This window comes from Natronobeatus ordinarius, assembly GCF_024362485.1.
Taxonomy (GTDB): Archaea; Halobacteriota; Halobacteria; order Halobacteriales; family Natrialbaceae; genus Natronobeatus; species Natronobeatus ordinarius.
Genome location: NZ_CP101456.1, coordinates 2,955,505 through 2,969,293, shown reverse-complemented (window position 1 = coordinate 2,969,293; position 13,789 = coordinate 2,955,505). Strand labels below are relative to the sequence as shown.

The window sequence follows — 13,789 nt, the reverse complement described above, 5'->3', positions numbered from 1 at the left end:
GATGGCCGCCGTCGACGTCCCGTTCTCGTTCGTCGACCGGGCCCTCTACCTCCCCGACGCCGAGGCGCTCGTGCTCGCCGACCTCCACCTCGGACGGGCCGTCACGTCTGCCGTCGACGCGCCACTCTCGGCGACCGCCGACGTCGTCTCCCGACTCGAGTCCCTCCTCGAGCGCCTCGACCCCGGAACGGTCGTCGTCGCGGGCGACCTGTTGCACTCGTTCTCGTCCCTCCCGCGCGGCGTCGAGGACGCGGTCGCCGACCTCGAGCGCGCTGTCGACGACGCTGGCACCGCGCTCGTCGTCACGCCCGGCAACCACGACGCGATGCTCGAGGCCGCCTTCGACGGCGAGACGGCCGACGAGTACCGCCTCGACGACGGGACGGTCGTGCTGCACGGCCACGATGAACCGACCCTCGGGGCGCAGCGGTACGTGATCGGTCACGACCACCCGGCGCTGTCGGTCGACGGCCGGAAGCTACCCTGCCTGCTCTACGGACCCGACTGCTATCGGGGGACGGACGTCCTCGTCCTCCCGGCGTTCACCCGGCTCGCGCCCGGCTCGACCGTCAACGGGCTGTCCGGCCGGGACTTCCTCTCCCCGCTCGTGAGCGACCCCGACGCGTTCTACCCGGCGGTCAGGGACGAAAGCGGCGACGAGACGCTCTGGTTTCCGCCACTCGGAGAGTGTCGACAGCTCCTCTGATCGACCTCCGGAAGACCATGGGCGATCGCGTGCGTCGTCGCTGAACGCGGCGAGGAACTGGCCGGCCGCCTCTCGTAGCTGCCCAGCTTACGAGTCCGATGCGCTTAGATCGCGTGTACAGTCGTGGCGAGCCAGGCGCTCAGTGGCTGGGACCGCTCGCGATAATACGCATAGAGGTCGTGGCCCCACTCGAGCGCCCCGGGGTTGGCCGTATCCACCAGTGTGCACGGGTGGCCGGTCTTGTCGTCGTGGACGATGAACGCGAGTCGGTGATCGAAGGTCGCGAACTGGACGGGGATCGGTTCACGAGTGATGCGTAGCTGTGCGTTCGGTGCGTCCAGCCACATCGACTTCAGCTCCGGATATCGCTCGAAGTACTCCGTCACTGCTCGTGGAGTCCAGATACTGTCCACCTCGGTTTCACCGCGGAGTTTCGGTTTGAGCTGCTCGACGACGTTCGGGGGAACCACGCTGATACTTCGGGCACCCGTTACGCGCTCCGTACTGTCCCAGTGGTCGAGGTAGCGATCGTGCATTCGGTAGGGGTCCTCGAGCGACGCCGTCACCACGGTCGCCTCCTCGAGCCAGGCGAGGTCGAACTCGAGTGGCAGCTCACCCAGGCGCTCGAGCAACGTGGAGGACGCGAGCACGTCGACGACGCCCAGCCGCCGGAAGGCTGCGTCGGCCTCGTTCAGGACGACGGTTCCGAACTCGGTCAGCTCGTAGCGGCCGTCTCGCGCCTCGACGAGCCCCTCGCTTCGAAGGTCGGCGAGCCGGCGGTTGACCGTCGCTCGCGAGTACTCGAGGCCGTCCTCGAGGTCGCGACTCGAAAGCGGGCCGTCGGACTCGAGACTCGAGAGGACGTCGCGGTGTTCGACGACGGCTGCGACGAGTGTGGCCCCTCGATCACTATTCATACAGTGCACACGGTGTGAACGCAGTATGAATGTTCACCGCCCATGGTCGGTCAGTACTCGAACTCCTCGAACACGTCGGGAACCGTCTTCGAGCGCTCGCGGTAGTGGGCGAACACGTCCGCCGCCCACCCCATCGCGCTCTCGTCGTCCGTTTCGACGTAGCGGGTGGGATGGCCGGTCCGCTGGTCGTACGAAAGAAATACGAGGCAGGTGTCGAACAGGCTGAAATCGATGGGGATCGGGTCCCCAGAGATGTACACCCCGAGTTCGGGATTCTCTCGTCTGAGTTCGTGGATTGTCGGATGCACCTGCATGAACCGCTCGGCCGACGCTCGAGACCAGATCCCTTCGGCGTCGAACGCGGGATCGAGCAGTTTGGGCGTCATCGCTTCGAGCACGCCCGGAGGGATGACACCCTCGTTTCGGAGCGCTCGAAGGCGTGATGCGTCCTCGAAGACCTCGACGTATCGGTCGTACAGGCGGTACGGATCTGTCGCCGTCGATCGGATCACGGTCGCATCGGCGAGCCAGCGGACGTCGAACGGCTTCGGTGCGTCCGCCACGTTCGAGAGAAACGGTGAGTCGGCGATCGTCTCGAGGACGGCGACCTGGCGGGCAGCCGTCTCGACCGTCCGCAACACGGCTTCCCCCAGCGCCGTGAGGGCGTACGCCGTCCCGTCTTTCTCGACGAGTCCGCGCTCGCGAAGCGTCCCGAGGTAGCGGTTGGCCGTCGCCAGCGAGCAGTCGAGGTCGTCCTCGAGAGCACGGCTGGGGAGTGGCCCAGCGGCCTCGAGAAGGGAGAGCACGTCGTGGTGTTCGAGCGCCGTTTCGGTGAGCGAGATCCCCGATCCCTCGGCCATATTACGTTTATGTTGCTAATTGATGTAAATAATCCTTCCGCTGGTGTTCTCACGTTCTGCGTTCCACTCACTCGATGAGCAGAATTTATTTCTTGATTTCAGATATGAAAAGATTGAAGGGATGGCGGGCGATTCCCCGTACATGAATCAGTCAGATCGGTTTCCGTCGGGTCACGTGGCTCGGTGGCTATTCATCTGCATCGTGGGACTTGGGGGAGTGCTTCTGGTGGCAACCGGGGGTGTCGCCGCCGAGACGGATGCACCGGACTGTAGCGAGGTCGACCTCGACCAGAACAGCGAGGGGTATTACGAGGTCGGGACGCTCGAGCAGTTACAGTGTGTCGGCGACGACGCGGACGGGCCGGGCCTCGATGCGGACTACGTCCTGACGAACGACATCGACGCCTCGGCGACGGCGGGGTGGAACGACGGGGCGGGCTTCGAGCCGATCGGCGCGTCGACCCTCGGCTCCGTCGGCGAGTCGACGGACGAGGGCTTCGTCGGGACCTTCGACGGCGACGGCCACACCATCTCGGGGCTCGCGATCGACCGGCCCGACGACGAGAACGTCGGCCTGTTCGGACTCGTCGGGACCGGCGCCACGGTGACCGACCTCACCCTCGAGGACGCCGACGTCACCGGCGGCGAGCACGTCGGCGGGCTGGCCGGGATGAGCGCCGGGTACGTCGAGGACGCGACCGTGACGGGATCGGTGGTGGCGACCGGCCACGACACCGGCGCCGACTACGGCACGCAGGTCGGCGGGATCGTTGGCCGTCTCGACGGCACCGGCACCGTCACGGCCTCGGTCGCGAACGCGACGGTGACGGCCGAGTCGGGCCAGCGCGCCGGTGGGCTCGTCGGAACAGTCACCGGCGAGGAGGGCACCGTCTTCGCGTCCGGCGCCGAGGGCGACGTCACTGGCGTGGAGACGGTCGGTGGCCTCGTCGGGGTGAACAACGGGGAGATTTCGGCCTCGTACGCGACCGGTGCCGTCACGGGTGAAGAGAACGTCGGCGGGCTCGTCGGGGAGAACTTCGACCAGCGGGACCCGGTCATCACGGCCTCCTACGCGACGGGCGTGGTCGACGGTACCGGGACCGTCGGCGGCCTCGTCGCGACCGACGAGAGCGCCGAACCGATCGTCGACAGCTACTGGGACGAAACGGCCTCGGGCATCACCTACTCCGACGGCGGAACCGGCCTCGAGACCTGGCAGATGACCGGCACTGACGCCGAGGAACACATGGCCTTGCTGTCCCATCCGCAATGGTTCCTCCCGGAGGGTGACGACTACCCGATCCTGTTCTGGGAGGCCGCGGACCTGCCGGCGTATCAGGCGCCGGACTGCAGCGACGTTGAGTTCGAGGCAAACGACGACGGCTATTACGAGGTCGGGACGCTCGAGCAGTTACAGTGTGTCGGCGACGATGAGGAGGGGCCGGGACTCGACGCGGACTACGTGTTGACGAACGACATCGACGCCTCGGCGACCTCGGCCTGGAACGACGGGGCGGGCTTCGAGCCGATTGGTTTTAGGGGAGAGCCAGGATCCGGCGAAGACCCCGAACTGTTCACGGGAACGTTCGACGGCGACGGTCACGTGATCTCGGACCTCACCGTGAACCAGCCAGACGGCTTCTCTGTGGGTGGACTGTTCGAATACACCGAAGGGAACATTACCCGTGTTGGTCTCGAGAACGTCAGCGTGACGGCGGAAGCAGCCGCCGGCGGATTCGTCGGGACAAACGAGGGAACGATCACCGATTCGTACGTCACCGGGGAACTCGTTGCCGAACAGGACGTTGGCGGGTTCGGTTTTGAGACGAGTGGGCAGGATGCTGTCTTCGAACGATCGTTCGCGGCGGTCGACATCGAGACTGATGGGCTAGTGAACGGTGGGTTCCTCGCGGGTCACTCCAGTGGGACAGTCAGCGACGTCTACGCGGTTGGCGAGATCGATCTCCCGGATGACTTCGGCGACGACGATGAAGACTATGCGGGCGGACTCATCGGGTGGCATTCGGGTGGCACCGTCGAAAACGCCTACTGGGACGTCGCTGCCACGGGCGTAGACGAGGGAATCGGAGACGATGACGACGAGGGCGTCACAGGCCTCCACACGCCCGCAATGGTCGGCGTCACCGCGACCTACGAACTCGAGTTCGACTTCGAGGACGAGTGGGCCGTCGAGCACGACGACACCCTGTCCTACCCGTACCCTGCCGCGACCGAACCGAAAGCGCCCCCGACTCCCGAGACGATAGGAGCACCCGTGTGTGCCGACGTCGAGTACACCGAGCGCGATCGCAGCCGCGACTTTGGGTACGAGGTCCTCCTCGAGGTCGGAACCCCGATCGAGCTGCAGTGTATCGGCCACGAGGACTCGAGTGCCAGTTACGATGACGACTACCTCCTGACGAACGACATCGACCTCGCGGATACGGCCCACTGGAACGACGGCGAGGGCTTCGATCCGATCGGTGTCCGGGCAGAGCCAGGCGAAGACGACCAGTCGTTCACGGGGACGTTCGACGGCGACGGTCACACCATTTCGAACCTGACGATCGACAGGACCGGTCAGTTCAACGCACTCTTTGTGGCGGCTAACGGTACCATCTCCGACGTGGGACTCGAACAGGTAGCCATTGCAGGAGGCTCGAGCAATACTGCTGGGCTGGTCGGTGTGCTCGAGGAAGGGGGTGCGGTCCACGGCGTGTCGGCTTCGGGGTCCGTCGAGGCAAATCGACAGGTGGGTGGCCTGGTTGCCGTCATGTACCCGGACACCGAGGTGCGTGATTCGTCCTCCACCGTGGACGTCACGGCCCACAACAACTGGGCGGGAGGCGTTGCCGCGGGTATGCTGGAGTCATCGTCCGATGACGAGGTCACCATCGAGAACACCTACGCGGCGGGTACCATCTCCGGGAACGAGAGCGGCGGTGTCGTTGGTTTCCTGGACATCGATACCGAGTACACCAACGTCTACTGGGACGTCAACACGACCGGCCAGGACCACGCCGTCGGAGACGTGGGTGGGGACAACGAGGGACCTACTACTCCTGAGGGCGCGACCGGTCTCGAGACCTGGCAGTTGACCGGCGCAGACGCCGAGGAGCACACGGAATTGCTCTCCGAGCCGCGATGGTTCCTCCCGGAGGGTGACGACTACCCGATCCTGTTCTGGGAGGCCGCCGACCTGCCGGCGTATCAGGCACCGGACTGCAGCGAGGTCGACTTCGTGCAAAATGACGACGGCTATTACGAGGTCGGGACGCTCGAGCAGTTACAGTGCGTCGGCGACGACGAGGAAGGGCCGGGCCTGGACGCGAACTACGTCCTGATCGACGACATCGACGCCTCGGATGCCACAGCCTGGCACGACGCGAAGGGCTTCGACCCGATCGGAGATGAGGACGAAGGCGTCGCATTTACCGGTACGTTCGACGGGGACGGCCACGTCATCTCGAACATCGTGATGAACCGGCCCGAACACGGCTACGGTAACTACCTCGGTGGACTGTTCGAGTACACCGGCAACGACGGGACCATCACCGGCGTCGGACTCGAGGACGTAGACATCACCGCGGACACGAACGTCGGCGGCTTCGTCGGCCGGCACGAGGGGACGATCACCGACTCGTACGTCACCGGAACCATCACCGCGCAAGGGTCGATGGGCGGATTCGCAATGCAGACGATGGGGGATGGCACCATCGAACGCTCGGCCGCGGTGGTCGATCTCACGGGCGACCAGTGGGCTATCGGCGGATTCATCGGTGCCCACGACGCCTCTCGGGGAGCACTCAACGACGTCTACGCCGCTGGCGAGATCACCCTCCCGTCGGACTACGGTGACAGCGACTCGTATTACGCGGGCGGCGTCGCCGGTGGAGCAACCGCTTCACCCGACATCGAAAACGCCTACTGGGACGTCGACGCGACCGGGCTGGACGACGGAATCGGCGAGCGAGACGATCAGGGCGTCACCGGCCTCCACACGCCCGACATGGTTGGCGTCTCCGCGACGCAGGCGATGGACCTCGACTTCGAGGACGACTGGGCCGTCGAGCACGGTGACTCGCTGTCTTACCCCTACCCTGCTATGGTCGGCCTGGAAGCGCCCCCGACGCCCGACTCCCTCGAGTTGGCGTGTCACGCCATCGAGTACGCCGAGGCCAGCGACGGCTTCCTCGAGATCCGGACGCCGATGGAGTTGCAGTGTCTCGGCCACGAGAACGCCAGCGGCAGTCTCGAGGACGACTACGTCTTGATGAATGACATCGACCTCGCGGACACGGCCCACTGGAACGACGGCGAGGGCTTCGAACCGATCGGTGAAGACCGGACGGGCGACAATTGGTTCACGGGCACGTTCGACGGGAACGGCCACGTCATCTCGAACCTGACGATCGACCGCAGTGAGCGCCATCAGGGACTGTTTGCGACGATCAATGGAACTGTCACCGCTGTCGGTCTCGAACAGGTGGACATTACGGGAACCCGATTCAATGCACCACTGGCCGACGCTCTCAAAGAGGATGCGACGGTCGAGTGGGTGTCGGTTTCAGGATCCGTCGAGGCAGAGCAAGAGAGCAGCGGTCTGGTTGCCAGAATGTTCGAGGGGTCTGAACTTCGAGATTCCTACACCACTGCTACCGTCACGGTTTCTTCCGATGGCGGGGGCATCGTCTCCGGGGTGGTAGACGCGACCATCGAGAACACGTATGCTGCGGGCCCCGTCTCCGGGAACGAGAGCGGCGGCGTCGCCGATTTCACCCCTGACGGCAACCAGGTCGAGTTCATCGACGTCTACTGGGACGTCAACGCGACCGGCCAGGACGACGCTGTCGGGAACGACGGCTTCGACGGGGATTCCAACACCCCCGAGGGCACGACCGGCCTCGAGACGACGGCGATGGTCGGCACGGCGGCCGAAGAACACATGAACGTCAGCTTCGGTGCCTTCTGGGCCACCCAGACCGACCCCGACGACTACCCGGCGCTGTTCTGGGAGGTCGGCATGCCACACCCGACGTCGCTAGACTGTGCCGAGATCGACTTCGAGCAGACCGACGAGGGTGCCTACGAGGTCGGGACGCTGGATCAGTTACAGTGCATCGGCGACGACGAGGACGGGCCAGGACTCGACGCGCACTACGTCCTGACGAACGACATCGACGCCGCGCGCTCGCCGTACATGAACGACCACACAGCCTTCGCGCCCATCGGGGACGAGGACGCGCCCTTCACCGGCTCGTTCGACGGCAACGGGTACGAGATCACCGAACTGACCATCGACGACCCGGACGGTGACGGACCAACCGGCCTGTTCGCGGTGTTCGACGACGGACGCGCTGGACACGAGATCCACAACGTGTCGCTGCTCGACGTCGACGTCTGGTCCAACCCCGACGCTGAGGACAACGAACACACCGGCGCGCTGGTCGGAGTCGTCGAGGAGGGCTCGATCTCGAACGTGACCGTGACCGGGAACGTCACCGGTGGTGATAACACCGGGTTGGTAGCCGGCGAGGTGGACGGCTCGATCACGAACGTGACCGCGACCGGGAACGTCACCGGCGATCGGAACACCGGAGTGGTGGCCGGCGAGGTGGACGGTGACTTCCGGCACGTCTCCGCAGCCGGCACGGCCTCCGGCGGGACGCAAACGGGCGGGGCCGTCGGCGTGCTTCGCAACACCGACGCGAAGGCGGTGTCCGCGGACGTCGACGTGACCGGTGACCGGTGGGTCGGCGGCGCCGTTGGCCGTGTCTTCAGTGGTGAGGCGACGCAACTGACCGCGACCGGGACCGTCACCGGCATCGACGAAGTCGGCGGCCTCGTCGGCGCGGTGGCGTCCTCCGGCACGGTCACCGACTCCGTCTCGACCGGCGACGTCTCCGGCGACAGTGAGGTTGGCGGCTTCGCCGGCCGGGTGCACGGCGGCGAGGTGACCGACTCCGTCGCGACCGCCGACGTCACCGCGACTGGTAACCGGGTCGGTGGATTCGCCGGGCGCATGTTCGGTGGCTCCGTGAACAATTCCTACGCGCAGGGAGCCGTCTCCGGGGGCGGTACCGGCGGCTTCGTCGGATACTTTACCTCGGGCGAGATAACCGGTGTCTACGCGACCGGCGCGGTCGAAGACGGTGGCGGGCTCGTCGGCAGTCGCAACCCACAGACGTCTCCCGAGATGACCAACGGCTACTGGGACGTCGACGCCACCGGCCAGGACGAGGGAATTGGAAGCGGCGAACTCGAGGGCATGACCGGCCTCGAGACCGACCAGTTCGTCGACGTCGCCCCGGCGGTCTTCGCACCCCTCGAGTACGAGGAGGCGTGGACGCTCGTCGACGACGACTACCCGGCGCTCGCCTGGGAAGACCGCGCCGTTCCCGCCACGGCCGAGGAACCGATCACGATCGACGAATCGGGGACGTACAGTCTCCACGCGGACCTCGAGGGCCCCGGCACGATCCTCGAGATCACGGCGTCTGACGTTGCCTTCGACGGCGACAATCACGCGCTCGAGGTGGCCGACGCGGGCGGTGTGCCCGCCGTCGTCATCGACGACGGGAGCGAATCTAACGTGACCGTCGCTGCTCTCACCGTCGAGCACGACGCGAGTTCGGCTGCGCTCGAGGTGGGCGACGTGACCGGCGCGACCGTCGAATCGCTGACGGCGAACGCGACGGTCGGCGAGCCCGTCACCCTCTCGTTCGAGGGCGAGAACGTCGTCGTCGAGGCGACCGACACCCCCGCCGAGGCGCCCACGGACAACACTGTGGAAACCTACTCGGCCGAGCGGTACGTCGAGGTGACCGTCTCGGGCGCGGGCGAACTGCGCGACCTCGAACTCTCCTACGACCCCGACGTCCTGCCGGAAGACGCCGCCGAGGAGACGCTCGCGCTGTGGACTCACGACGGCGAGGAGTGGAGCCCGGTTGCCGACTCGAGCGTCGACGCCGACCGACGGGTCGTGATCGGGAACGTGACGGATGGTTCGACGGTCGGCGCGTTCGCCACGCCGCCGATCGCCGACCTCGAGATCGGCGACTTCGCCGACCAGTTCCCCGACGGCGAGGCGGGCGACGACTACGGTACCGTCGAGATTCCGATCGAGGAGACCGCCGGCGAGGGTTCGATCGACCTCGCGGTCACCCTCGAAATCGTCGGTGACGAAACGGGAACGGTGTTCACTGAGACGAACGACACGCTCGAGCTGGCTGGCGAAGGAGCCACCCTCGAGTTCGACGTCGGCGAGATCGACGAGGCGGACACCTACACGGCGACGGTGACGGCCGACGCGACGAACGCCGAGCCGACGACCCGGAGCGAGACGTTCGAGACGCTCGAGCCCGCGACGGCCGCGCTGAGTGACCTCGAGATCGCGGAATCGGGTGAGACGGCGACGATCACCGAAGGCGACGAGGCGAACGTGAGTGTCGACGTCACCAACGCCGGGGACGTCGCTGGCTCGTTCACCATCGAGCTCGAACTCGGCGACGCATTCGAGGCGAACGCGACGACCGACGAGCTCGCCGCCGACGAGACCGAGACGGTCGGCTTCGAGAACGTCACGGGCGACCTCGAGGCCGAGGAGTACGCGGTGTCGGTCGCCGACGCGGCCGGCGACGACGAACTGACGGGTACCCTGACGGTCGAGGCGCCGGCGGAGTTCCTCGTCTCGATCGAGGAGACGAACGAGCCGGTGGACCCGGGTGCGGTCCTGACCGTCACGGCGAACGTGACCAACGCGGGGGACCAGCCGGGCACCCAGACCGTGGGGCTGCTCGACTTCGAGGGAACCGAACGGGACGCGACGGACGTCACCCTCGAGGGTGGGGAGTCGAACGAGTCGGTCGTCCTCGAGTGGGAGACGGAATGGAACGACGGCGACACCGCCGAGGTGACCGTCGAGACCGCAGACGACGCCGCCACGACCGAGGTGACCGTCTACGAGACGATCCTCGAGATCGAGGACTTCGCCGACCAGTTCCCCGACGGCGAACCCGGCCACGACTACGCCACCGTCACGATTACCGTCGACGAAACGATGGACCAGGTCATTGACGGGTTCGAGATCACACTCGAGGTGGCCGGTGTCACCGAAGGCGTGGTGTTCGAAGAGACGATCGACGACGAAACAATCTGGGGTGCCCACAACGAGTTCACCTTCGCGGTCGGTCAGCTGAACGCCACCGACGAGTACACCGCGACGGTGACCGCCGACGCAGAGACCGTGAACGAAACCACCCGATCGGTGACGTTCACGGTCGAGGAGCCACCAGAACCGGCCCAGTTCGAGGTGAGTGACCTCGAGCCCGACGCCCCGACGGTCGCACAGGGTGAGACGCTCGACGTCTCGGCGTCCGTCACGAACGTCGGCGAGGAACTCGACGAACAGGTCGTCGAACTCCGCATCGACGGCAGTGCGGTCGCCACCCAGACGGTCGAACTCGCCGGCGACGAAACCGAATTCGTCGAGTTCGCGGACGTGACGACGGCCGACCTCGAGCCCGGTTCCTACGAGTTCGGCGTCTTCAGCGACGACAGTAGCCAGACCGGGACGCTGACCGTCGAGGAACCACCAGAGCCGGCCGTTTTCGACGTGAGCGACCTCGAGCCCGACGCCCTGACGGTCGAATCGGGCGAGTCGTTCGACGTCTCGGCGACCGTCACCAACATCGGTGAGGAAGCTGGCGAGCAACCGGTCGAACTCCGCGTCGACGGCGACGTCGTCGCCACCGAGTCCGTCTCGCTCGGGAGTGGTGAAACCAAATCGGTCGCGTTCACAGAGATCGAACCAGCCGGACTCGAGCCGGGCACCTACGAGTTCGGCGTCTTCAGCGAGGATGCAAACCAGACCGGGACGCTGACCGTCGAGGCGACCGCTCCGGACGAGGCCGTCCTCGAGGTGGGCGACTTCGCCGCCGAGTTCCCCGACGCGACGGCCGGCCACGACTACGCCCCCGTCGAGATTCCGGTCGAGGAACTCGCAGGCGTCGAGACCGAGGGGCTCGAGGTCACCCTCGAGATCGTCGGCGACGAAACGGGCGAGGCGTTCGTCGAGACGAACGACACGCTCGAACTGACCGGCGAGGAGGCAACCGTCGAGTTCGAGGTCGGGCCGATCCTCGAGGCGGACACCTACACGGCGACAGTGACGGCCGACGCGATGAACGCCGAGCCGACGATCCGGAGCGAGCCGTTCGAACTGGTCGATCCAGACGGGATCACCGACTGCCGGGTGATCGACGACCCCGGCGTCTACGAACTCGCGGGGAACCTCACGACCGACGATGAGGGGAGGTGTCTCGAGGTCACCGCGAGCGACGTCGTCCTCGAGGGCGGCCACCACGTGCTGAGCCACGAGACGGCCTCGGGCGACCGGACGGCCATCGCCGTCGACGGCGGCGCGGAGGGACTCGAGAACGTCACCGTCCGCGAGTTGACCGTCGACGGCTGGGAGACCGGTGTCGCCTTCGAGAACGTCACCGGCGGCGGCCTCGAGTTCGTCGACGTCTACGGCACCCCCGACGCCGATGGCGACCCGACACTCGGAACCGTCGGGATCGAACTGCGCGGGACCGAGGGACTCGAGGTGTCGGCGGTCGACGTGACCGACGTCAGGATGGGCCTCTCGATGATCGAGGCGAACGACACCGACGTCTTCGATCTCGTCACCGTGGGGACGCAGATCGGCGTCTCTGGCGGCCTCGAGTTCCCCGGTGAGCGAGATCCCGAGGGGACCACCGGCGTCGGAAACACCTTCGAGGAGGTGACCGCGGCCGACAGCGCCGGTCAGGGCATCTACCTCCACGAAGCGACGGGGACGACGATGAATCGAACCGTCGCGATCGGCGAGTCCAACGGCATCATGGTCGTCCACGGCGAGGCCCTCGAGGTGACTGCCACCGACGCGGTCGGCTCGTCCGGGCTCTACGTCGGCGGCGTCAGCGACGCGACCCTCGAGGACGTCTCCGCCGAGGCCACCGACGAGTTCGGAAACGGCCTCACCCTCGAGCTGGTCGAGGACGTCACGGTCTCTGACGCCGACGTATACGGGGGGTTGACCGGAATCCACCTGGTCGACGTGACGGGCCTTCACCTCGAGGACGCCACGATGACCGGTGGATCGCTGGGGTTCAACGTCTACCGGTCTGATGGGGCGGTCGAGAACGCGACCCTGACCGACGTGACATACGCTGCAGTCGTGTTCAACGACGAGGCCGACGTCCGGTTCGAGGACGTGGTGATAGACGGCGACGTCGTCTCCGCCGAGGGTGAGGAAGTCACCTTCCTCCCGACGACGGCTCCGGCCGACGGCCCGGATGGGGTGGTGAGCCTCGACCGATACGTCGCCGTCGAGCCGCTGGAAGCCGACGGCTGGCTCGACCTCGAGGTCCACTACACCGAAGCGGAGCTCGGGAGCCTCGACGAGGAGACGCTCTCGTTGTGGGCCCACGACGGCGAGGCGTGGCACGAAATCGAGGAGTCCACCGTCGACACCGACCGCCGGGTCGTCACCGCCACTCTCGTCGAGGACGTGACAGTCGGCCTGTTCGCGGCGGGCGTCCCCGGAGAAGCCGTCCTCGAGGTGGGCGACTTTGCAGCCGAGTTCCCCGACGCGACGGCCGGTCACGACTACGGCACCGTCGTGATTCCGGTCGAGGAACTCGCAGGCGTCGAGACCGAGGGACTCGAGGTCGCCCTCGAGATTGCCGGCGACGACGAGGGCGTCGTCTTCGACGAGACGGTCGACGACCGCGAACTCGAGGGCGACGGCGAGGGCTTCGGCTTCGACGTGGGCGTGATCGACGCACCCGACACGTACACGGCGACGGTGACTGCCGACGCCGACAACGCCGAAGCGGAAACGCGAACGGTGCCGTTCGTCGTCCTCGAGGACGAGCAGGACCTCGCCGACTACGTGAACGACGACGGCGTCGTCGACACCGACGGACTGCGGGCGGCGATCGACGACTGGCGGGGTGGGGTGATCGACACCGACCTGCTTCGCGACGTCATCGACGCCTGGCGAAGCGGCGAGCCGGTCGGCTCGGAACCGACCCTCGCCGACTACGTGGACGACGACGGCGTCGTCGACACCGACGGACTGCGCCGAGCGATCGACGACTGGCGGGGCGGGGAGATCGACACCGACCTGCTCTGGGACGTCATCGACGCCTGGCGATCCGGCGAGCCGGCCGTATAAGCCTCGAGGCGAATCTCCTCGGCAGGGGCCCGCACCCTGTTGCCAGCGCTGATGAGCGTCCCTCCCGGAATCGCGGAGAGCTGGT

4 protein-coding genes are annotated in these 13,789 nt (G+C 66.5%); 2 read left to right on the top strand and 2 right to left on the bottom strand.

The window, feature by feature from the left end; genetic code table 11:
- Nucleotide 1: 1 nt before the first annotated feature.
- Nucleotides 2-706 (top strand): metallophosphoesterase, encoded by a 705-nt coding sequence (locus NMQ09_RS15030; RefSeq protein ID WP_255191398.1) that lies wholly within the window; start codon nt 2-4, stop codon nt 704-706.
- Between the two features lie 104 nt (nt 707-810).
- On the opposite strand, the gene NMQ09_RS15025 is transcribed toward NMQ09_RS15030, so the two are convergent.
- Nucleotides 811-1,623: a helix-turn-helix transcriptional regulator gene (locus NMQ09_RS15025; RefSeq protein WP_255191397.1), complete on the bottom strand. Its 813-nt coding sequence runs from the start codon at nt 1,621-1,623 to the stop codon at nt 811-813.
- Nucleotides 1,624-1,673: 50 nt separating this feature from the next.
- Nucleotides 1,674-2,483 (bottom strand): helix-turn-helix transcriptional regulator, encoded by an 810-nt coding sequence (locus NMQ09_RS15020; RefSeq protein WP_255191396.1) that lies wholly within the window; start codon nt 2,481-2,483, stop codon nt 1,674-1,676.
- 226 nt (nt 2,484-2,709) lie between these two features.
- Here NMQ09_RS15020 and NMQ09_RS15015 point away from each other — a divergent pair, with 226 nt between their 5' ends.
- On the top strand, nt 2,710-13,704 hold the full coding sequence (locus NMQ09_RS15015) for a GLUG motif-containing protein (RefSeq protein ID WP_255191395.1): 10,995 nt from the start codon (nt 2,710-2,712) through the stop codon (nt 13,702-13,704).
- The last annotated feature ends 85 nt before the right edge of the window (nt 13,705-13,789 follow it).

Bases quoted from the DNA above. Each gene is read 5' to 3' on its own strand.
- NMQ09_RS15020 (WP_255191396.1), bottom strand. From the start codon at position 2,483: ATGGCCGAGGGATCGGGGATCTCGCTCACCGAAACGGCGCTCGAACAC.
- NMQ09_RS15030 (WP_255191398.1), top strand. From the start codon at position 2: ATGGCCGCCGTCGACGTCCCGTTCTCGTTCGTCGACCGGGCCCTCTAC.
- NMQ09_RS15025 (WP_255191397.1), bottom strand. From the start codon at position 1,623: ATGAATAGTGATCGAGGGGCCACACTCGTCGCAGCCGTCGTCGAACAC.